This is a genomic window from Paenibacillus allorhizosphaerae (assembly GCF_042659105.1).
GTDB lineage: Bacteria > Bacillota > Bacilli > Paenibacillales > NBRC-103111 > Paenibacillus_G > Paenibacillus_G allorhizosphaerae.
Genome location: NZ_JBHSRV010000001.1, coordinates 367,126 through 387,962, shown reverse-complemented (window position 1 = coordinate 387,962; position 20,837 = coordinate 367,126). Strand labels below are relative to the sequence as shown.

Sequence of the window (20,837 nt, the reverse complement as noted above, 5' to 3'; positions counted from 1 at the left end):
AACGAACTGTTCTCGAAATTAGAACGATTATGCTCGAACATTGAAAAATGAGTATTAAGCATTTGAAAACAATTTAACTCAATGCCGCGTTAAAATGGTATAATGTACCTTGCTTTTGTGCCGGCTAGCCCGAATTATGTGCATATGTTGCTAATCTACACCAAAGGACGTGAGCTGTATTTTGCTGCTATCATCGGATTCTATGCTCAGGCAGCCGTCTTTCGCGAAATTTTGGACCTCGCGAATATTGTCTTCCACCTCATTCCAGATGCTCTCCGTTGCGATCGGCTGGCAAATGTACGATTTGACCCGCGATGCGTTCAGTCTGGGTCTCGTGGGTCTCGCCCAGTTTGCGCCGATGGTGCTGCTTACGTTAGTTGTCGGCCATGTTGCGGATCGCTTCGACCGCCGGAAGATTGTTTTTTTGTGTCAACTCATTGAGGGCTTGGTCGCTGCTATTTTGCTGTTAGGCAATTTGGCCGGCTGGCTTGGTCGTGAACAAATACTGCTGGCTGCGGCGATTATCGGGGCTTGCCGTGCATTCGAAGGCCCTTCTTCCTCTGCGCTATTACCGCAATTGGTGCCAAAGGCGATCCTTCAGCAAGCCATTTCATGGAGTACTTCGGCTGGACAAACCGCCCAAATATTAGGTCCTGCCCTGGGCGGGCTGCTTTTTTCGTTAGGCGCCGGGTTCGTATACGTTACAGCAACGGTTGCGCTGCTGGTCGCGGCCACGCTCAGTATCTTCATTCGCATGGAGCAGAGCGTACGAAAGCTGGAACCGGTATCCCTGCGTTCCCTGTTTTCAGGTCTCGTCTTTGTTTACCGCAATCCGGTCATTTTAGGGACGATTTCGCTAGATCTTTTCGCTGTTCTGCTTGGCGGAGCGACGGCGCTATTGCCCATTTTTGCGCAAGATATTTTGCATACCGGTCCATGGGGGCTAGGGTTCATGCGGACGGCGCCGGCCGTCGGTGCATTGATGATGACGATTATTTTTGCGTATTATCCGTTAAAAAGAGCTTTTGGACCTACGCTCTTCGGGGCGCTCGGCGTATTTGGCATAGCGACGATGATCTTCGCCGTGTCCACGAACCTGATCGTATCGCTTATTGCATTGCTGCTCGTCGGGGCGTCGGATGTAGTCAGTGTTGTGATCCGGTCAACCCTTGTGCAAATGCAAACACCGGATGAAATGCGCGGACGCGTGAACGCTGTGAATTCACTGTTTATCGGGACTTCCAATCAATTGGGCGAGTTCGAATCGGGTACGCTGGCCGGATTTGTTGGAGCGTCTCGGGCTGCTTTCATTGGCGGTGTCGGTACGATCGTCGTGGCCGGATTATGGATGTATTTATTTCCATCGCTCAGGCGATTACGGTCTTTATCCGAGAAGCAGTAAGCCCGGGGTTGTACATAATTATATAACTTGACGGAAATATAACTGAAGGGTAATATAATTGCATGAACGAAGATAAACTGTTTGAAATATTGGCTGAACCGAATCGTAGGAAGATCCTTGATTATTTGCGTGCTCGTGAACGCTCTGTCGGGGAGCTTGTTGCTTTGTTGTCGCTTAGTCAGCCGGGGATATCGAAGCATTTGCGCATTTTGCGGCAAGCGGAGCTTGTAACAGTAAGGAAAGATGCACAGCAGCATTTGTATCGCTTAAACGCAGAGCCTTTGCAAGGAATTCACGATTGGTTTGAACCGTATCGGCAATATTGGACGAATAAACTGGATGATTTGGAAAAGCAGCTTGACGAAGAGGAGCAGTAGTACAATCCAGACCACTTGAACGGAGGAGAATCATATGTTAGCTGTAATACAACCAACCCCAGACGGATATTCGGCCCGTTTCGAGCGCCATCTGAAGCACCCCGTCGAGAAAGTTTGGTCTTATTTGACAGAGAACGATAAGTTGGCCAAATGGTTCTCTGAGTTAAAGGTCGATGATCTCCGGGAAGGAGGCGTAATTAAGTTCGATATGCAGGATGGTACATTCGAGGAACTTGCGATCATCGAGCTCAAGCCGCACTCCGTATTGGAGTATACATGGGGAGAAGGCCGCGTCCGGTTCGAGCTTTATCCGGAATCCGACGGGTGCCGGCTCATCCTTATCGAGAAGATCAACAAAATTACCGATCATACTTCCAAAGATCTTGCCGGCTGGCATGTATGCTTGGAGGTCGTCAGCGCATTGATGGATGGAAAAACAATCGAATGGCGGAAAAGCGAATGGAGTAAATGGCACGAAAAGTATATACAAGCTACCGGGGAACTTGCGAAAAGCTAATGATACCACTGTAACATGAATCCGCAATGCTTACTTCCAAATGTCCTAAAGCTACTAGGCACCGATCATTATAATACTTATCAGACGCAGAAGGGCTACCGACCGAAGTCGGCAGCCCTTCTGTGCGTTTCGCGAACTTACGGGTTCGGAAAGCGTTTCTTTTACAGACATGGTCGATACGAAGGCTTTGAGACTTATAGAATCGGTTGATCATTCAAAATGATGATAAAACGTATCTTTCATAGGATAATAAACAATGGTTCAGGCCGTATGAAAAGTTCAACATGAGCCGGCTTATGCATTTGTAACATCCTGAACATCCTCAATCGACCAAATGGGTTTGCGCTATGGATAATAATTTTCTTTGCATATATTTTATTGGTAACCATGAATTTAACGATTTCATATCCACTTGGTTTCCCAAAACCCAAATCATGATCAAGCGAGAGTGTATCGACTTTTGCCGAACTTATTAATTTAATACATGATTCAACAGATCTTGCTATTTTAAAGCCCTTCGGACATGGACGTACATCGTCTAAGTAAACATTAATCATTATTTTATCGCCTCTTCTCGGTTTACTTTATGAAGAGACAGTAAATAATTCTTGGACACAATTGATTGTCTGTATGTATGTCCAGTTCGGCAGATCGGCTTCGAGTGCTTAAAGATTTCGCAAATGCATTGACATAATCACCGTTTTAATGAATACTATTCCCATAGGAATTAAAAAGAAGGGCTGGGATACGATGCTTTTGCTGAAAGAGATTGTATGCAGCGTACTTATTTGCATCTCGATATATTGCTTCTGGAAGCAATTTGAACAGGACAAAGATGCTTTATTCGGCGACGGAATGCATTGAAACAAAGAAAAGAGCCGAACTCGTCGTTTCGAACGATTTCAGCTCCTGCCTTGGTCCGCACATCGATGCAGGACTAGTATAGTAAGAAAATAAGCAATTGACCTAATCCCGCCAATGCAATAAATCCAACGACGGCTACAATAACCGTATTTTTGCCGATTTTTTTGAAATCGCCGAGACTGATCGTTAATCCGAGCCCGGCCATCGCCACGGATAGCAAAAATACACTGAGATCGGTAAAAAGCTTCACGGCGAAAGAAGGCAGCACCCCGGTAGTGTTGACTAAACTCATGGCAAGAAAACCAAAAATAAACCAAGGCACCGGAAATTTATTCCATCGCTTGATACCGTCCCCATCGGCATTTGCGCTTCGATACAAATAACCGAGGATCAGGGAGACTGGGATCAGAAGGGCGACTCGTCCGAGCTTAACCAGTATGGCGGTTGAGCTGCCGACATCGCCGGCGGGGGAGCCTGCCGCTATGACATGTGCCAGTTCATGCAGCGTAGCCCCGGCCAATACGCCGTACGTATAAGGATCCAGAAGCATGTATGGATACAGGAAAATGTAAGCGATCGCCCCGATCGTTCCCAGGATGGCAATGCAAGCGACCGAGAGGGCGGTCTGCTCTTTTTTGGCTCCGATCAACGGTGCTACGGCAACGATGGCGGCTGCTCCGCATATTGCACTTCCAACGGCGACCAGTGCGGCTAGTGTTCGGTCCACCGACAAGCGCTTCCCCAGAAAAATCATAAAAGCCAATGTAAAGACAATAACGATGACATCCACCAGAACAACCTTCAGCCCGGCATCCGCAATTTGCGTCAGATTCAGCCGTATCCCCATCAGTATGATTCCGGCCCGAAGCAGAAATTTGCTGCTGAATGTAATGCCGGGCGCCGCATCCTTGGGCAAATCCATGACGGATTTCCAAACGACGCCGAGCATGATGGAAATGATCATAATCCCCATAATGGAGAACAACGGTAATTGAGCAATTCGGCCGGCCAAAACGGCGAGCGTGACGGTCAAGATGATTCCCTTGGGGAGCAGCTTCCATCCTTGAGGAGCATCGTTCATCTTCGGCACCGTAATCGATCCTGACGGAATATTGTGCAACTCAAACATCTCCCGGCTAGCGTTTATTTTGTTCCTTCTTTCCGAAGCCTCACTTGTCAGCCGCTTCAAAATTTCCGGAACGTTGAATATCAAGTAATAAAGCTTTCTCGACGCTCGTAAGATGGTCGAACATCCGCGTACGGGCAAGCTCGGCGTTCCTGTCCTTTAATGCCTCTGCGATAAGCATGTGTTCCTTCAGCGATTGCTCGACCCGGCCGGGAATTTTCATCGATTGCATCCGGCTCTGACGGAGTAGATCGATCAGATGGTTCATGATCCGAATGACCACTTCGTTGCCGGCCGCTTCCGCAATCATCAGATGAAACTGTTGATCCGAGTCGGACAGGAACGATTCGCGCTCCTCCGCAGTTGCAAATGACTGACGGACAACGGCTTTGTCGTAACCGTCTTGCGTCATGAAGCAGATCTGTTCCAGATAGGCGGAAGTCCCCTTAACGGCCGCTTTTGCGGCGCTTTCCGTTTCGATCATTTTACGGACGTCAAACAGCTCGTAAATCGTATCGGTTTGCAAAAATAACAATGCCGCCAAATTGTCCAAACGGTCGCTTTGCTCGGCGACAAAGACGCCGTTGCCTTGCCGAATATGGATAAAGCCCGTTGCGGATAAGATTTTGAGAGCTTCCCGGATCGTCGGCCGGCTGACATTCATCAGATCTGCGAGCTCGCGCTCGGACGGAAGCTTGTCGCCCGGTTTAAGCTGCTCGGAGACAATAAGTTCCCGAATCCGATCGACCACTTTGCGGGAAAATGTTTTGCGTTCTTCGTTGACGGACTTAAACATGGTTACGATTCCTACCTTCCGACATTGCCCGACATTCCCCGCGCTTGCCATCGCATTCGGCTGGCAGAAGAGGGGACCGGCTTCCATCCAATAGTCGGATGCGCAATAACGGCATCCAACTACTGATGATAGCATAGGACCGCCCGAAGAACATTAACATTATGCGCTGCGATACAATTTCGTCATGACAAACTCTTTGTGACCCAGCGCTTCAGCGGACGTCAGTCGTCCGTTTACGACACGGCACAGGTAGTCCATCAGCATGTCTCCGGCTTGCGCAAGATTGATTTCGCGCGAGAGCAGTCCGCTGCAGTCGACGTCGATATGCTCGCTCATGGCACTTACCGTCTTCGGATTCGCGCTGATTTTAATGACCGGCTCGATCGGATTGCCAATAATATTACCTTGTCCGGTAGGGAAGAAGTGGAGCACGGCTCCTCCGGCAGCCATGAGCGTAATGCATTCCGCAGCTGCGGACGAGGTGTCCATAAAATAGAGACCCGGCCCGTTTTGCGGCGCCTCGGCAGGCTCTAACGCACCGATCACCGGCTTGGTACCCGTCTTTTCGATGTTTCCGAGCGCTTTCTCCTCGATAGTCGACAAACCGCCGGCGATGTTGCCTTGCGTCGGCTGGGAACCAAGCAGATCGACGCCTTGCGATTTGATTTCGCTGATGTAGTCATCGTACATGCCCATAAATTTCTGCCGCACATCCGGGTTGATGCAGCGGTCGGCGATCAGATGTTCGCCGCCGGTAAGCTCGGACGTTTCGCCGAAAAAGACGGTAGCGCCCGCATCGACGAGCCGGTCGACCGCTTGCGCTACGGTCGGGCAGGAGCCGAGGCCGGTCGTCGTGTCGGATTCCCCGCATTTGATGCTGACCGTAAGCTCCTTAAATTCAATCGGCTCGCGCTGCAGCTCGGACGCCCATTGCACGAATTCCTTCGCTTTCCAGGAAGCTTGACGAATAATTTCGAGATCGCCCGTGCCTTCGATGGAAAAAGACGCCACCGGCTTGCCGGTCTGAGCAATACCGTCGGCAATGATTTTCGTCCAGTTGGGCTCAATTCCGATAATGATGCACGCTGCAACGTTCGGGTTGGAGCCGGTGCCGATCATGGTGCGAAAGTGCAGCTCGAGATCTTTGCCGTATTGAAGGCGGCCGTATGCGTGGGGGAGTGCCATAACCCCATGTATATTGCGGGCAACCGCCTCGCATGCCGCATTGGAAATATCGTCCACCGAAAGAATGATCACATGATTGCGGATGCCGACTTTACCGTTTTCCCGGCGATACCCGTAAAGTTGTTTCATCGTTACCACCTCAATGTTTTAATATTGTGCGTGTGAACATAGTCTCCGATTTGAATCCCGTCCGGCGCATAGCCGATCGGCAGGCCGTACTCCAGAACGGAACCGTTCGGTTCCAGACCGGCAATTGCAATTTTGTGGCCGAGCGGGATGGCGCGATTGGCCGTCACTTCAATGATCGAGTCGTCATCCATGTAGACGCCGATCACTTTTTCACCGATTTCGATATCTCTGGTAGCGACCCCGACATGGTCTCCCTTCTTGTGAATCAAAAACTTGTGCATCGCAAGAGCCTCCTTTTGTGCAGTTTATTGGTAAGTGGTATTACCAATTTGACCTGATTATAAAACATCATGATGAATTTTGACAACAATAATTTTCCAAATAAAATATTTAAAAAAATGTGAGCCAAAGCTATTGTCGATAATAGATCATGATGTTATTATATTTGTGATTTTCCTTTCCGAGAGGAGCTGAGCCCATTGAACTACTAGCATTCCAAATCATAATTCCATGGAGATGAAATGGTTCAAGGCGCGTTAAGTTCGTAAAGCAAGGTTTAATGATCGTTAAGGCTCGTAAAACAAAAGGGGGTTGAACGATGAACAAAAGGTTCAATGTTGGCGTGCTTTCGCTCCTGGCGGTTCTTGCATTAAACGGATGTTCGGGCGGAACGAAGGGAGCGGACGCGGGAGAACAAGTGGAGAAGCATGACCCGGTCACCGTAACCGTCGGCATACCGAATTCTTTCTTGAAGGTCGAAGAAATTAACCGCTACATCACGGAGCCGGTAAAAAAGAAATACCCGTGGATCACGGTTCAACAAGTGACGTTTGAGAAGGGAAGCAGCTTGACCGAGCTGGTCTCGGCCGGAAAAACGCCCGACATCGTCATTCACCACAACCTCGGCGGAATGCAGGAATATTTTGACATGGAACTCACGTACTCTTTAAGCGAGCTGATCCAAAAACATAAAATGGATTTAAGCAAGTTTGAACCGGAGGCGCTTGACGCGATCAAGGCGGCCGCACAGCGGGACGATCTTGTCGGAATCCCTTATACCCGACATTTTCCCGCCTTGTATTACAACAAAGACATATTCGATAAGTTGGGCGTTTCTTACCCCAAGGATGGCATGACGTGGGATCAAGTGTATGAGTTGGCCAAAAAGGTAACGCGCAAAGAGGACAATGTTCAGTTTCGCGGACTGGAGCCCAACGTGACGGAAAGACCGGCATCTCAGCTTTCCCTGCCTTATGTGGACCCTAAGACACACAAAGCGCTGATCAATACGGATCCATGGAAAAGAGTATTGGAATTTATGGTAAAGATCCATCAAATTCCGGGCAACCAGCAGATTACGTTCCACAAAGATGCCAACAGTTTATTCGTAAAAGATCGGACGCTAGCGATGCTGACGACGAACAATATTTTGTTTGACGGAAATTTACACCTCAATCCGGATTTGAACTGGGATATGGTTTCGTATCCGACTTGGCCGGAAGCGCCGGGTATCGGTTTTCGGAATGATGAGCACTTGATGATGATTACAAACACGAGCAAAAATAAGGACGCCGCCTTCATGGTCATTTCCACGGTCGTTTCCGACGAAGTACAGACGGATCTGATCAAGCAAGGACGGCTCAGCATTTTGAAAGACAAGAAAATCAGGGATGCCTTCGGGGCCAATCTGGACTTCATTAAAGGGAAAAATATGCAAGCCATTTACAAAACGATACCGGCCAAATCGTTCACTCCTACGAAGTACGATGTCACTGGCATGAACGCCATCAACGACGCGTTGAAAGATGTGGTAACGAACGGAAAAGACGTGAATACCGCATTGAGACAGGCGGAAGAGAAATTGAATCAGAAAATCGAACAGCAAGAAAAGAACAAATGAATGGAACGCTCGGAGGGGTTCTGCGCTGTACCTTCGAACAACAATGGCAGGTGCCGAATGGTTCCCGAAAAATTGGTGCTTGCGATAAAACAATGATCGAGTTGCTCAACAAGGAGGCTAACACACATGGCATCATATAACAAGGAACCTTTTGTAGAGATTGAAGGCTGGGAACATGCGGCATGGGACGGGTACGATTGCATTGCTCATGAGCTGCTGCGCAAACTGAACTCCCTTCAGGGGAAGTCGGATCGCGTGCTTGCGGTCGAGTGCTACCCTGGCGTAAGAATAGATGAAATCGTGAATGCGCTGAGTCCCGTTTTGCAGCCGGCGAGAATCATCTATGCCGAGCATGCGGCGAAAGAGAGGCTGCGGATCGATCGCATGTTGAGCCGGTACTTGACGGAGGATCGCGTATTCGGTTATATGGCCCCGTTTACGGTTCAAGACTTTTATGACGCTGACCGGTTAAGGCACATGCAGCAGCAGCTTCTATCCGATCGGGCAGGGCTGACGATGATCATAGGTACGGGAGCGGCACTTGTCGCCGAAGCGGATGTGACGGTCTACGCTGACTTGACCCGCTGGGAAATTCAGCAGAGGTACCGGTCGCAAGAGATCGGCAATTGGCTGGCGTCCAATCATGGCGAGGACATTCTTCGGAAATATAAAAGAGGATTTTTTGTCGAGTGGAGAGCTGCCGACCGGTTTAAGCGATCCATTATGCATCAATGTGATTATTATTTGGATACGAATACCAAAAACGACCCCAAGATGATCACCGTTGAGGCGCTAATGGACGGCTTAAAACAAACCAGTCGCAGACCGTTCCGGCTGGTGCCGTACTTTGATCCCGGCGTTTGGGGCGGACGATGGCTTGAGGAGCATATCGGGCTGAGTCCGCAAGAACATCCGTACGCTTGGGGATTCGACGGCGTGCCGGAAGAAAATAGTGTTTATTTCCGTTACGGTTCGATTCGCGTAGAGATACCCTCCATGAATATCGTGTTTTTCGAGCCGGCAGCGCTGCTGGGGGAATCGGTCTACTCGCGGTTCGGCGCCGAATTTCCGATCCGCTTCGATTTCCTGGATACGATCGGCGGTCAGCACCTGAGCTTGCAAGTTCATCCGTCTACGGATTATATAAGGAACAATTTCGGAATGAGCTATACCCAGGATGAGAGCTATTATATTTTGGCTGCCGAGGAGGGGGCCTCCGTTTATTTGGGGCTGAAGGAATCGGTCGATCGGGAACAAATGCTGGAGGAACTGGAGAAGGCGCAGCAAGGCGGACATTCTTTTCCTGCGGATGCGTATGTGAATCGTTTGCCGGCCCATAAGCATGATCATTTTCTGATCCCGGCCGGAACGGTTCATTGCTCATGCAGCGGAACGATGGTGCTTGAAATTAGTTCGACGCCATATATCTTTACCTTTAAACTATGGGACTGGGACCGCTTGGGACTTGACGGCAAGCCGCGACCGGTGCATCTGAAGCACGGGATGTCCAATATTCGTTGGGACCGGACGACGAAATGGGTGGAGGAGCAATTGGTCAACCCGGTTACAACCGTAGACGAACAATCCGGCTGGAAAGAAGAGCGAACGGGACTTCATCCGCTGCAATTTATCGAAACACGGCGCCATTGGTTCACGGAGCCGGTTCGGCATCCGGGTTTAGACTCCGTGCAAATGCTCAATCTGGTGGAGGGGGAGCAAGTGGTAGTCGAAAGCCCCACTAACGCATTCCCGCCGTTCAAGGTCGGTTATGCGGAAACGTTCATTATCCCGGCGGCAGCTGGAGCGTATACGATCCGGCCTTCAACGTCTGGGGACGGCAAGCCGTATGCTACGATCAAAGCTTATGTAAGAACGTGATCGGGCTGATAAGGGAGAGCTTATCATGGAGATAGCCATTGATTTTGGAGGAACGAATATTAAGCTGGGGCTTATAGATGGAGGTCAAGCCAGAGACCTGGCGACCCTGCCGGCTTATTCCGGCCAAGGGCTGCTGAAGCGGTTGCCCGCGGTGGAACAGGCGGTTCTCGATATGCTGAAGCGTCATGAAATTTCCTTGGATCAGTGCAGGGGCATAGGCCTTGCGATCCCGGGTATCGTCGATTTCGCAGCCGGTCAGCTCCTTTCCGTCAATAAAAAGTATGCGGATGCGATAGGGTTTCACTTCGCCGGGTGGGCGGCGGATACGTTCTGTCTGCGATCGGTTCTTGAGAATGACGCGCGGGCCGCTTTGATCGGGGAGGTCGCCCATGGGGCCGCTCAGGGGGAGCGGGATGTCGTCCTCGTCAGCTTCGGTACGGGAATCGGGACTTCCGCCATGATCGACGGGAAGGTGCTGCGGGGGAAGCATCATTTGGCGGGTATTCTTGGCGGGCATTTCGTCACCGGCGATATGGGCGTCTTGTGCAATTGCGGCAATGCTGGCTGTCTGGAGGCGCAAGCGAGCCATTGGGCCTTGCCCCGCCTGTTCCGCAGTCATCTGCATCACAGCTCAAGCGTGCTGAAAGAGCATGAAGACTTATCTTATTTGACTCTGCTTCAAGCCGCTGACGCAGGAGATCGGGTTGCTTCAGAGTTGGCAGAGCAGCTCATATTGCAGTGGGGGGCGGGTCTGGTCAATATGGTGCATGCATATGATCCCGAACTCGTCGTACTGAGCGGCGGATTAATGAAGTCGGCGAGCCGCGTCCTTCCGCAACTTGCCGCGTATGTTCACAAGCACGCTTGGGCGCCTTGGGGCAAGGTTCGTATTACGGCAGCGGCTCGTCCCGAGCTTTCGGTTCTGCTGGGGGTTTCGCATTTGTTGGGATAACAAAATATCCCATAAAAGATGCTCAACTGTATTGTCAGTATAACATCATGATGATACTATATTTATAAATCGCGGAAGAAAAGGAGATGGTTTCCATCCGTACTGCTTCAACACAACGCGTTGTACAACTATGCGAGGCAACGAACTTGCAGGGGTGGCATGAGGAGCAATAAAAAATGCCCGTCTGTCTATTGGATTATGCATACGAGTATACATGTAGTAATGAAAAAATCAGGAATGATGATCATTGGGAGGGTTACATATGGAACGAACAATTGCGGTGCAAACCCAGCTGTGGGGAAATTCCAATTTGGATAACGACTTTACTCCGATTTACGACGATGTCATTCGTGCAGGCTACGATGGCGTGGAGAGCCGGTTTACTGTGCTTCAGCAAAAGGAGAAGCTGCGCCGCTATTTGTCGGAAAACCCGTTGCAAATCTTCGCGCTGCACACTTCACCGAAAGCGTTTTACGATGGGGATATTAAGCCGGAGTTTGCCGAGCTGCTGAAGGACATGAATGGCTTCAGCATTCCGAATCTGCTGTTCAGTCCGGCGAAATACGAGACGATGGAGGAAGAGCGGGAATTGCTGCATATTATCGACCAGATGGGAGAACGGTGCGCCGACCGTGGGATCCGTTTATCGTATCATAACCACGCCTGGGAATTCGAGAAGTTCGGTTACGATTTGTTCGATGCGGTCATGGAATTCAAGCATATCGGCATTGCGCTGGATACGGGCTGGCTGTTCCGCGCCGGGTATCCGCTGGAGGCAACGGTCAACCGATACCGGGAGCGTATCGGATATGTGCACTTGAAGGATACGACGAAGGAACAGTGGAAGGAGCTCGGAACAGGCGACGCGAATGTAGCGGAAACGACCCGGATTTTAGATACGCTCGGGCTGGACGTATGGACCATCGAGCAGGACAACAGCAAGCTTCACCCGCTGGAAAGCGCAACGATCAGTCTGAATTATTTCAAACGGCAGTTCCAATCCTGAAACGTGCCGCATCCATGATCCAGGGGGAAACCATGAAACAAATTGAAACGGTACATGTCGTATTCAAAACGCATCTCGATATCGGATTTACCGATTTGGCACGCAATGTCGTCGATAAATATATGCGCTACTACATCCCCGGAGCGATTCTACTATCGGAACAGCTCGCTAAGGAAAACGGTCCGGCCCGTTTTGTATGGACAACCGGATCTTGGCTCATCCAAGAATATTTGCGGCAAGCGGACAATGAAGGACGATCCGCGATGGAGCGGGCCATTGCGAATGGGCATGTGACTTGGCACGGGCTGCCTTTCACTACGCATACAGAATTGCTTGACGCAAGCTTGTTCGAGTACGGCTTGTCGCTGGCGCAAAAGCTGGATGCGCGTTTCGGCAAACGTACGATAGCGGCAAAAATGACGGATGTACCCGGGCATACGCAAGCGATCGTCCCTCATCTGGCCCGCAGCGGCATTCAATTTTTGCAGCTCGGCGTCAATCCGGCGTCCAAAGTTCCCGGCGTTCCGCCGCTGTTCGTTTGGAGAGCGGCGGATGGCGCCGAAGTGATTGTGAATTACGGCAGCGGCTACGGCCGAGTGCTGGAAGTCGAAGACTTTGGCGACGCATTGGTGTTTGCCCACACAGGCGACAATATGGGGCCGCCGTCGGCGGACAAAGTAATCAGCTTATTCGCCGAACTTGGCGAGCGATATCCTCACGCAGAGATCCAAGCGTCCACACTGGACGCCTTTGCGGAGAAACTGGCAGCAATCAAACACCGGCTACCGGTAGTGACGGAAGAAATCGGGGATTCCTGGATTCACGGCGCTACTAGCGATCCGTGGAAGATGAGCCGTTACCGCGAGCTGCTGCGCCTGCGTAACCGATGGTTGAAGGAAGGAAGGTTCGACCTGTACGGGCAGGAGTACGCCCGTTTATCCGAAAGCTTGCTGCTAGTTGCCGAGCATACGTGGGGCATGGATTTGAAAAAATTTTTGCCCGATTACCGCAATTATTCTAAACCGTCATTCCAGGCTGCAAGGCAGGCAGATGTCGTGTCGGAAGACGCGGTCCCGGCCAAATACGGATATTTGAAAAACAAATCGGGCGTAACGCGGACTTATCGATATTTCGAAAGCTCGTGGCAGGAGCAGCGCGATTATGTGGAGCAAGCGATTCAAGCGCTTGATGACGAGAAGAAGTTTGAAGTAGCGCGCGCGTTCGCGGAACTGAAGCCCGTTATCGCAGAGATTCCGGAAACCCGGCTGCTGCAAGCAGGGAAGACATACAAGCTCGGCACGTTCGAAGCCGCTTTTGCAAGCGACGGCTCCATCGCGCAATTAAGAGACGGCAGCGGCAAATGTTGGGCAGACGACAGTCATCGGCTTGGCTTGTTCCAATACGAAACGTTCGGCGTGGCGCAGTATCATACGTGGTTCGAGCAATATGTTTCGAATCAACAGCGGACGCATAGCTGGGCGGATCCCGACTTCGGCAATCCGGGCATGGAATTGTGCGAACCGACGCCGACGGGAACCGTATACTCCCCGGTGCTCGTCTCATTGCAGCGTCAAGAGGAAAAGACGCAGGATATCGTCATTGCCGATCTGCGGTTACCCGATGAGGCGGTGGAGCTGCACGGGGGGCCAGTACAGCTGCGAATTCGTTATGCATTTAACAAGTACGACAGCCGCATCGAAACTGAGCTCGTCTGGAACGGCAAATCCGCTTACCGTCTGCCGGAAGCAAGCTGGTTTTCTTTTGCGCCGAAGGTAGACAATCCGAATCTGTGGAAGATGGATAAAATGGGAGAGGCCATATCGCCGCTTGAGGTGGTCCGCGATGGTGGGCGCAATTTGCATGCCGTTCTTACCGGCATAACCTATCGCGGCAGCGACGGCATGGTTCAGATCGAAACGCTGGATGCGCCTCTGCTCGCCCCCGGCAAACGAAGATTGCTTCAATTCGACAATTCATTCGCCTCCCTTGATGAAGGCATGCATTTCAATTTGCATAACAACATTTGGGGGACGAATTTCACGATGTGGTGCGAGGATGATCTAAAGTTCCGGTTCGCCATTATGCTGGAAAGCGCCAAAAATTTGAAGATTAACCTTTGAGCCGAAGCAAATTCGTGATTTGTCAGGCCATCCGCCTTCTTGGCGAAGTCGCACTGCGTAATTCGACCGTTCAGATCAGCCGGATAAAGCTGTGCAACTGCGAGGTGCCACTGTCCGCCTCACAGCGCTGAAATGTGCGTCAAGGGTTCGTGCGCGTTGGAAACAGCTGTACTGAATGGTCGGCTATTTGTGGCGAAATACAGAAATACGGTTTATGGGAGGTTCGGTAAAATTATGCCGATAAAATTCAAGAAACGGCTTCTTGATCGTGTGCCTTATGAAGCTTGCTCCGTATTTGACGTCAATAATGACGGAGCCCTTGATATTGTGTGCGGAGCATATTGGTATGAAGGCCCGCAATTCGACCGGAAGCATAAAATATGCGACATCGTCCCGTCCGGTAAAAATTATCACGATGATTTTTCCGATTTTCCGATGGATGTGGATGGGGACGGTTTTACGGATATGATTACGGGATCTTGGTGGAGCGGTGCGCTCCGCTGGCGGAAAAATCCGGGGACATCAGATTCAGAGTGGCAAACGCTGGACATCGATAAAAGCCGAAGCATCGAAACGATCCGGTATTATGATATTGACGGCTGCGGCGTTCCGGAAATATTTCCGAATACTCCCGGCGGACCCCAGTTGATGTATAAACTCGTCTGCAACGATCAAGGTAAAGGGACCGGAGCGTTTCGAAAAACAGTCATTCATGAAACGCAAAGCGGTCACGGTCTGGGATTCGCAGATATTAACGGCGACGGCCGCATGGATATCGTGCTTGCCGGCGGCTGGCTGGAGCAGCCGGCCGCTCCGTTCGGCGTTCCATGGACATTTCATCCCGAGTTTTCCTTGGGTACGGCCAGCGTGCCGATTCTTGGTTACGACGTAACCGATAACGGTCTGTGCGATCTTATCGTCGGCCAGGCGCATGATTACGGGCTCCACTGGTACGAACAAATGATAGAGTCGGATGGAACGAGACGCTGGATCAAGCATGATATCGACATGAGCGTATCGCAGTATCACGATATGATGCTGGTTGATCTGGATCTGGACGGCGAGCTGGAGCTCGTTACGGGAAAGCGGTATATGGCGCATGATATTGATCCCGGAGCGGAAGATCCGGTAGGCATCTATTATTTCAAGATCAAGAAGGGTGCATTCGAAAAGCACGTGATCGACTATGGACCGGCAGGAGAGGCGTCCGGCAACGGAATCTATATGTGGATTGAGGACATCACCGGTAATGGATATCCCGATATTGTCGCTCCGGGCAAAGAGGGCTTGTTTTTATTCGAAAACTTGGGGAGACAGGAGTGAGCGGTTATGGCTAAGCTAAAAATCGGATTTGTCGGCGTCGGCGGCATGGGACAAATGGCACATCTTTCGAATTATGCCGTACTCAGAGATGAATGCGAGGTCGTCGCGCTGGCCGAGCCGCGTCCGCAATTGGCGGAACAGGTTGCACGGCGTTACGGAGTACCCCAAGTTTTTGCCAATCATTTGGAATTAATCGAGCGCGCAGACGTAGATGCGATCGTCGCTGCGCAGCAATACCGCAATCATCATGCCATTATTCCGGATATATTGCGGGCGGGTATCCCTGTATTTACCGAAAAGCCTTTATCGCTCACGGTGGAAACGGGAGAGCATATAGTGAAACTAGGCGAAGAAAACCATACTTTGCATATGGTCGGATACCATAAAAGATCCGATCCCGCCATGGAATACGCCGGGAAGCTGGCGGAGGAATGGAGAAGCAGCGGAGAATTCGGCAAGCTCCGTTACATCCGGGTCACGATGCCGCCAGGCGGCTGGAAAGGGGGCGCCGATGAACCGCTTACTTCGAACGAACCTTTTCCTTCCATTCCAATGGAACCGGGGCCGGCGGATTTTACGGAAAACCAAGTGAAACAGCTGGACGCTTTTGTCAACTACTATATTCATCAGGTGAATGCGATCCGTTTCTTTTTGCAGGAATCGTATCAGCTTACGTTTGGTGACCGCAGCGGCGTGCTTATGGCCGGAGAAAGCGACAGCGGGGTGACTGTGGTGCTGGAAATGGCGCCGTACCGCACTTCCTTCGAATGGCATGAAACGATACAGGTTTGTTTCGAGAGAGGCTTTATTCGCATTGATCTGCCCGCCCCTCTGGCGCGTCAGGTTGCCGGCAAGGTAACGGTCATGCGGGATAACGGCAAAGGCCAGCCTTCCTATGTTCATCCCGTAATGCCGAACATGTCGGCCATGAAGAAGCAGGCCATGAACTTTATTGCTGCCGTTCAGGGGACTCGTCCTGCGCCATGCGCGGCGAAAGAAGCGCTGGAGGATCTGAAACTGGCGGAAAATTATATCCGGTACATGTCGCATCATTATGATTAAATAAGGGGGAGTGCTCTGCCATATCCAGACCTTCTTCATTTAATCAAGTACGAAAGTAGGCGTGGTCATTCGTGAGAACAATTGCGATCATTGGAGCCGGCCGTCAGACGGAGATGAGGAGTGGTTGGATGAGTAACAGTCCGTCGAAAGAGGAAGGGATGCAAGAGAGGAAGCCAAAAGCGATTTCTCGTCGAGACGCACTGAAGTACGTCGGTTCCGGGATCGCAGCCGGCGCCATACTCTTAAGCGGTGCCGGCTTTCTGAGTCGTAGCGGGAAAGCGTCCGATGAAACGAAACAACCGACTCCTAACCAAGTTGCAGGGGAGCCGATCCTTTTGACTGTGGATACGAGTTCTCGGGGCCATCGCATCCCGTCCGATTTCTCGGGATTGAGCTTCGAAGTAGGGCCGCTGGTCTCAGGAAACGCCGGCGTTGAAGGTTACCTGTTCAGCCCCGAGAATTCACAGCTAATCACGCTCTTTCAAAATATCGGCATTAAAAACCTGCGAGTTGGCGGAGGCTCCGTCGACCAACGAATTCCTGCCGGAACCGGGTCCGACGGCTATGCCGGGATCGATAACCTGTTTGCATTCGCGAAGGCGGCCGGTGTGAAAGTAATCTACACCTTTCGGATGCTGAACCCGGCTGCGAAGCCCGTCCCCAACCTGATTGCCGGTCAAGCTGCGATCGCACAATATATTTGGCAGCGTTACCAGCCATATTTGAGTTCTTTCGCCGTCGGGAATGAGCCCGACTGGAAATCGTATCATCATTACCCGGGCCACCCGAACGATCCGCTGATTTACGAAACCGTTCCCGGTGTGCCGGGGTCGGCGTATCCGTCTTATCTCGAGACATGGCGAGCCTTTGCGGACGCAATCCGCGAGCTTGCGCCGGGGGCGAAGTTCTCCGGACCGGATACGGGCGACTATGGAACGGGAACGTTTACGCCGGATCGGACAACCGGAGTCTCCTGGACGCAGCGATTTGCAGAAAACGAAGCGAATTCGGGACGGATCGCGGAAATTACCCAGCACTACTACGTCGGGGCAAGTCCCGGAGTATCAACGATTAAGCAGGCCATCGACAATATGTTGTCGCCCGATTGGGTCAACAAAACCGAGGTCGGGACCCAATCCGCCGGAACGGGGACGGCGGTCACTACTTACACGCCTTACCCATGGCTTTATTCGCAAATCATTGCCCCGATGCTCAAAGCTGGGATTCCGTATCGAATGACCGAGTCGAACGACTATTTGACCGGCGTTCCAGGAGCGAGCAACGCGTTTGCCTCGGCATTGTGGGCGCTGGATTACATGCACTGGTGGGCAGCGCATCAGGCGTCGGGGGTAAATTTTCACAATAAGCAGTGGATCTATACCTGTACCATCGTGATGGATCCGTCTGGAAATTTCCAGACCACGCCCAAAGGATACGGCATTAAAGCATTTAATCTGGGTTCGAACGGTTTCGTGATGCCTGTTACCATATCGAACCCGAATGCCCTCAATCTGACAGCGTATGCCGTTGGGGAGGGACATAATCTCTATGTAACAATCATCAACAAGACTCAGGGTGAAGAGGCGAAAGATGCAAGCGTGACGATAGTCCCGTCCGGCTTTCAGGCAAAGGAAGCTTCATCGACGGTGCTGGCGAGCGGAATACCGGGCGGCCATGCCTCGGTAAAGAACGCGATGCTTGGAGAGGCGACGATAAACAACAGCGGACAATGGAGCGGCACGTGGACGAAGCTGGATGTTGGGAAGCGCGGGAAGGTTACTTTGACCGTGCAGGCCATGACAGCCGCTATCGTCCGAATTCATGGTTGACAGTCATCGTGATTCGCATGGGTTGTGTTTGCGGAAGTTCGGCAGGTAATGGAACGGCACTCGATGGAAAGGAGAAGCGAAAGTGGATGCAGTCCGAATGAGTGAATGGCTGTTGATATTGCCGGTGATTTTTATAGGAAGTCTATGTCAGGGGTATTCGGGCATCGGCTTTGGTCTTCTTTCCGTAGGACTCATCACGCTGTACCTGCCTGTCAAGGATAGCACGCTGCTTATATTGGCACTGACTTGCATATTGTCCGTCTCCATCATGGTGCAGCTTCGAAACCATATTCGGTTAAAGGCGATGCTCTGGTTTTTAATCAGCGCTTTTATGGGAAGAGGGGTCTGCTTCGTTATTCTTGAACATTACGGGAACGCCGCCTGATGAAGAAAATACTCGGTGTTATTCTGCTGGTGCTGCGGATGATCTTCTCCCGCGCCGAATCAAGCTCTTGGATCGCTGAAAGCTATGCAGGCACATGGGGAGTGGCATTCCTCGGATCACTGATCGGTGGATTGTTTGCAGTAGGCGGACCTTTTTTCGTCATTTATTTTTTGGCCCGGTTTGCGGATAAGAAGGAATATCAGGCTAACTTGCAGCTTGCTTTTTTGAGCGCCAATTTGTTGACTTTAACGATGCACGGCTTTAAGGGGGATATTCCCGAATCGGTGCTCCGCTTTTTCCTGCCTTGCGCCGTTGCGGCTTTTCTTGGCGTTCTGATCGGTCAACGGCTGTTTCACCGTTTGTCGCAAGCATGGATTCAACGCATTGCCTACGGAGTCGTCTTTGTTTCGGGAGTGCAATTGTTGGTTTTGAATCCGGCGGCATGACATCGTTACGGTCTTTGAGGGCGGAATGCATGACCAATGCTTGTGTGGTAGTACGAGTGAAACAATAGTCGGCAAAGAGGAAGATTTTGTATTGACAGCGAATACACATCATTATAAGATAAACATAACATCATGATGTTATTATATATTATTCACAACCCGTTGAAAGAAAGAAGATGATTCCATTGACATTACACGTTGGTTTTATTGCCGTAGGCAGATCCACATTCGATGTCGAGTCGGCCAATCTTTATTTCGAGCAATCCAAGAAACTGCTGGAATCGCTGACGGATACGTGCACTTCTCCCGAATCGCTGCTTATGTCTCCCGAAGATACCGCACAGTTTGTCCAGAAAATGCTTCAGGAACACCAGCCGGACGTGCTTGTCGTACAGACGACCACATTCGTCGACGCCAGATTCATACAGGAAATTATGCATTTATCCGATCTGCCGATTCTGTTATGGGGCGTCCGGGAACCGCGGGTGGGCAACGGAACCAGGTTGTCGCTGAATTCCATGACGGGCGTCAATAATTTAAGCAACACGATTGTCGCCAGCGGACGCAAATTTGCGCTGCTGTTCGGAAATCCGACAGAGGAAGCGCTTGTTCGCGAGATGAGCGTTCAACTGCGCGTCGCGAAGCTGGTCGGACAGCTGAAGACGCTTAAGATCGGTGTACTGGGCAAGCATCCGGACGGCTTTTTCTTTTCGGCGGCCGAACCGAATCAGCTCGCTTCCATCGGGCCGCAGCTCATCGAACTCGATTTGCAGGAAGCGTTTCGCCGCGCAAACGAGATCCGGAAGGAAGAAGCGGAGCAGGCGATTGCTTCTCTTGCCGGGAAGGTGAATGCTCTGCAGCAAATACCTCAAGAAGGCGTAAAGAAGTTCGCCCGCTTCCAGACGGCGCTGCTTGAGGATCTTAAGCGGCAAGGTATCGGCATGGTTGCCGTGCGCTGCTGGCCTGAATTTTTTACCGATTTCGGCGCTGCTGCCTGTTCGACGGTGTCCTCTTTTATTGACTCGGGCATTATGGCGTCCTGCGAAGCGGATATCCATGGCGTAATGACGATGTACATTCAGCATCAACTGGCACAAAGCGCTCCTTATCTGGGAGATCTCGTCCATATTGATGAAAGTAAAGATTCCGGCGTGTTCTGGCATTGCGGCGCCGGCGCTTTTTCCTTGGCGCGACAGGATACCGGAGCCGTAGCCGGGCTTCACCCGAACCGGAAAATCGGATTCACGATGGAATTCGGGTTGAAAGCAGGGCGGGTATCCATCAATCGGTTAGGGCCGAACCCGTTCCGTCCGGGGACGTACCGCATGCTGATGCTGGACGGAGAAGCGCTCGACGAGCCGCAGAAGTTTTTGGGAACGAGCGTCGAGGTCGGCTTTAACCGCCCGGTGCTGCCGCTGTTCAAAAGCTTGATGAAGCATGGCTTCGAGCCGCATTATTCGTTGGTTTATGCGGACATCAACGAGGAAATGAAAGCGTTATGCGAATGGTTGGACTTTGAGCCGACCGTTTTATGAGAAAG

General features: G+C 51.3%; 19 protein-coding genes. 14 read left to right on the top strand and 5 right to left on the bottom strand.

The genetic code is table 11. From position 1 onward, the window contains the following. Window positions 1–181 precede the first annotated feature (181 nt). From ACFQI7_RS01570 to ACFQI7_RS01560, 3 genes are all read left to right on the top strand, one after another. Window positions 182–1,402 carry an MFS transporter gene (locus tag ACFQI7_RS01570; RefSeq protein ID WP_218096648.1) on the top strand — a complete coding sequence of 407 codons (1,221 nt, stop codon included), beginning with the start codon at window positions 182–184 and terminating at the stop codon, window positions 1,400–1,402. 62 nt (window positions 1,403–1,464) lie between these two features. After that, window positions 1,465–1,779: an ArsR/SmtB family transcription factor gene (locus tag ACFQI7_RS01565; protein ID WP_218096647.1), complete on the top strand. Its 315-nt coding sequence runs from the start codon at window positions 1,465–1,467 to the stop codon at window positions 1,777–1,779. A 34-nt stretch (window positions 1,780–1,813) separates the two neighbouring features. Then, window positions 1,814–2,296 (top strand): SRPBCC family protein, encoded by a 483-nt coding sequence (locus tag ACFQI7_RS01560; RefSeq protein ID WP_218096646.1) that lies wholly within the window; start codon window positions 1,814–1,816, stop codon window positions 2,294–2,296. 239 nt (window positions 2,297–2,535) lie between these two features. On the opposite strand, the gene ACFQI7_RS01555 is transcribed toward ACFQI7_RS01560, so the two are convergent. The 5 genes from ACFQI7_RS01555 to ACFQI7_RS01535 form a co-directional block, all read right to left on the bottom strand. Then, entirely contained in the window at window positions 2,536–2,853 is a 318-nt protein-coding gene (locus ACFQI7_RS01555; RefSeq protein WP_377516544.1) for a cyclic-phosphate processing receiver domain-containing protein, read from the bottom strand. Window positions 2,854–3,233: 380 nt separating this feature from the next. Beyond that, complete coding sequence (locus ACFQI7_RS01550) at window positions 3,234–4,289, bottom strand: YeiH family protein (RefSeq protein WP_218096985.1); 1,056 nt, start codon at window positions 4,287–4,289, stop codon at window positions 3,234–3,236. Between the two features lie 40 nt (window positions 4,290–4,329). Beyond that, window positions 4,330–5,082 (bottom strand): FadR/GntR family transcriptional regulator, encoded by a 753-nt coding sequence (locus tag ACFQI7_RS01545; RefSeq protein ID WP_218096645.1) that lies wholly within the window; start codon window positions 5,080–5,082, stop codon window positions 4,330–4,332. 159 nt (window positions 5,083–5,241) lie between these two features. Then, on the bottom strand, window positions 5,242–6,396 hold the full coding sequence (locus ACFQI7_RS01540) for a UxaA family hydrolase (protein WP_218096644.1): 1,155 nt from the start codon (window positions 6,394–6,396) through the stop codon (window positions 5,242–5,244). Window positions 6,397–6,398: 2 nt separating this feature from the next. Further along, window positions 6,399–6,677: a UxaA family hydrolase gene (locus tag ACFQI7_RS01535; protein WP_218096643.1), complete on the bottom strand. Its 279-nt coding sequence runs from the start codon at window positions 6,675–6,677 to the stop codon at window positions 6,399–6,401. A gap of 317 nt (window positions 6,678–6,994) precedes the next feature. Between ACFQI7_RS01535 and ACFQI7_RS01530 the strand changes: the two genes are divergently transcribed. The 11 genes from ACFQI7_RS01530 (at window position 6,995) to ACFQI7_RS01480 (ending at window position 20,832) form a co-directional block, all read left to right on the top strand. Then, the gene (locus ACFQI7_RS01530; RefSeq protein WP_218096642.1) at window positions 6,995–8,296 is read left to right on the top strand and encodes an ABC transporter substrate-binding protein; all 1,302 of its coding nucleotides are present in this window, start codon (window positions 6,995–6,997) and stop codon (window positions 8,294–8,296) included. Window positions 8,297–8,422: 126 nt separating this feature from the next. Then, a complete protein-coding gene (locus ACFQI7_RS01525; protein WP_218096641.1) occupies window positions 8,423–10,174 on the top strand; it encodes a class I mannose-6-phosphate isomerase in 1,752 nt (583 codons plus the stop codon). A gap of 25 nt (window positions 10,175–10,199) precedes the next feature. Beyond that, window positions 10,200–11,126 (top strand): ROK family protein, encoded by a 927-nt coding sequence (locus ACFQI7_RS01520; RefSeq protein WP_218096640.1) that lies wholly within the window; start codon window positions 10,200–10,202, stop codon window positions 11,124–11,126. 262 nt (window positions 11,127–11,388) lie between these two features. Further along, on the top strand, window positions 11,389–12,132 hold the full coding sequence (locus ACFQI7_RS01515; RefSeq protein ID WP_218096639.1) for a sugar phosphate isomerase/epimerase family protein: 744 nt from the start codon (window positions 11,389–11,391) through the stop codon (window positions 12,130–12,132). Window positions 12,133–12,164: 32 nt separating this feature from the next. Then, window positions 12,165–14,252 (top strand): DUF5054 domain-containing protein, encoded by a 2,088-nt coding sequence (locus ACFQI7_RS01510; protein WP_218096638.1) that lies wholly within the window; start codon window positions 12,165–12,167, stop codon window positions 14,250–14,252. A 234-nt stretch (window positions 14,253–14,486) separates the two neighbouring features. Beyond that, entirely contained in the window at window positions 14,487–15,575 is a 1,089-nt protein-coding gene (locus ACFQI7_RS01505; RefSeq protein ID WP_218096637.1) for an FG-GAP repeat domain-containing protein, read from the top strand. A gap of 6 nt (window positions 15,576–15,581) precedes the next feature. After that, window positions 15,582–16,637, top strand: coding sequence for a Gfo/Idh/MocA family protein (locus ACFQI7_RS01500; protein ID WP_218096636.1), 1,056 nt, complete (start codon window positions 15,582–15,584; stop codon window positions 16,635–16,637). 128 nt (window positions 16,638–16,765) lie between these two features. After that, the gene (locus ACFQI7_RS01495) at window positions 16,766–18,466 is read left to right on the top strand and encodes a hypothetical protein (protein WP_218096635.1); all 1,701 of its coding nucleotides are present in this window, start codon (window positions 16,766–16,768) and stop codon (window positions 18,464–18,466) included. A 97-nt stretch (window positions 18,467–18,563) separates the two neighbouring features. Then, window positions 18,564–18,851, top strand: a complete 288-nt coding sequence (locus tag ACFQI7_RS01490; RefSeq protein WP_218096634.1) for a hypothetical protein — start codon at window positions 18,564–18,566, stop codon at window positions 18,849–18,851. Next, on the top strand, window positions 18,851–19,297 hold the full coding sequence (locus ACFQI7_RS01485; RefSeq protein WP_218096633.1) for a sulfite exporter TauE/SafE family protein: 447 nt from the start codon (window positions 18,851–18,853) through the stop codon (window positions 19,295–19,297). Before ACFQI7_RS01490 ends, ACFQI7_RS01485 begins: the two co-directional genes overlap by 1 nt. Window positions 19,298–19,482: 185 nt before the next feature. Continuing rightward, entirely contained in the window at window positions 19,483–20,832 is a 1,350-nt protein-coding gene (locus ACFQI7_RS01480; RefSeq protein ID WP_218096632.1) for a hypothetical protein, read from the top strand. Window positions 20,833–20,837 lie beyond the last annotated feature (5 nt).

What these genes read in the sequence shown, in the direction of transcription:
- ACFQI7_RS01515 (WP_218096639.1), top strand. Translation starts at nt 11,389, where the DNA reads ATGGAACGAACAATTGCGGTGCAAACCCAGCTGTGGGGAAATTCCAAT.
- ACFQI7_RS01485 (WP_218096633.1), top strand. Translation starts at nt 18,851, where the DNA reads ATGAAGAAAATACTCGGTGTTATTCTGCTGGTGCTGCGGATGATCTTC.
- ACFQI7_RS01525 (WP_218096641.1), top strand. Translation starts at nt 8,423, where the DNA reads ATGGCATCATATAACAAGGAACCTTTTGTAGAGATTGAAGGCTGGGAA.
- ACFQI7_RS01540 (WP_218096644.1), bottom strand. Translation starts at nt 6,396, where the DNA reads ATGAAACAACTTTACGGGTATCGCCGGGAAAACGGTAAAGTCGGCATC.
- ACFQI7_RS01495 (WP_218096635.1), top strand. Translation starts at nt 16,766, where the DNA reads ATGAGTAACAGTCCGTCGAAAGAGGAAGGGATGCAAGAGAGGAAGCCA.
- ACFQI7_RS01510 (WP_218096638.1), top strand. Translation starts at nt 12,165, where the DNA reads ATGAAACAAATTGAAACGGTACATGTCGTATTCAAAACGCATCTCGAT.
- ACFQI7_RS01490 (WP_218096634.1), top strand. Translation starts at nt 18,564, where the DNA reads ATGAGTGAATGGCTGTTGATATTGCCGGTGATTTTTATAGGAAGTCTA.
- ACFQI7_RS01545 (WP_218096645.1), bottom strand. Translation starts at nt 5,082, where the DNA reads ATGTTTAAGTCCGTCAACGAAGAACGCAAAACATTTTCCCGCAAAGTG.
- ACFQI7_RS01505 (WP_218096637.1), top strand. Translation starts at nt 14,487, where the DNA reads ATGCCGATAAAATTCAAGAAACGGCTTCTTGATCGTGTGCCTTATGAA.
- ACFQI7_RS01550 (WP_218096985.1), bottom strand. Translation starts at nt 4,289, where the DNA reads ATGTTTGAGTTGCACAATATTCCGTCAGGATCGATTACGGTGCCGAAG.
- ACFQI7_RS01500 (WP_218096636.1), top strand. Translation starts at nt 15,582, where the DNA reads ATGGCTAAGCTAAAAATCGGATTTGTCGGCGTCGGCGGCATGGGACAA.
- ACFQI7_RS01555 (WP_377516544.1), bottom strand. Translation starts at nt 2,853, where the DNA reads ATGATTAATGTTTACTTAGACGATGTACGTCCATGTCCGAAGGGCTTT.
- ACFQI7_RS01560 (WP_218096646.1), top strand. Translation starts at nt 1,814, where the DNA reads ATGTTAGCTGTAATACAACCAACCCCAGACGGATATTCGGCCCGTTTC.
- ACFQI7_RS01530 (WP_218096642.1), top strand. Translation starts at nt 6,995, where the DNA reads ATGAACAAAAGGTTCAATGTTGGCGTGCTTTCGCTCCTGGCGGTTCTT.
- ACFQI7_RS01565 (WP_218096647.1), top strand. Translation starts at nt 1,465, where the DNA reads ATGAACGAAGATAAACTGTTTGAAATATTGGCTGAACCGAATCGTAGG.
- ACFQI7_RS01535 (WP_218096643.1), bottom strand. Translation starts at nt 6,677, where the DNA reads ATGCACAAGTTTTTGATTCACAAGAAGGGAGACCATGTCGGGGTCGCT.
- ACFQI7_RS01520 (WP_218096640.1), top strand. Translation starts at nt 10,200, where the DNA reads ATGGAGATAGCCATTGATTTTGGAGGAACGAATATTAAGCTGGGGCTT.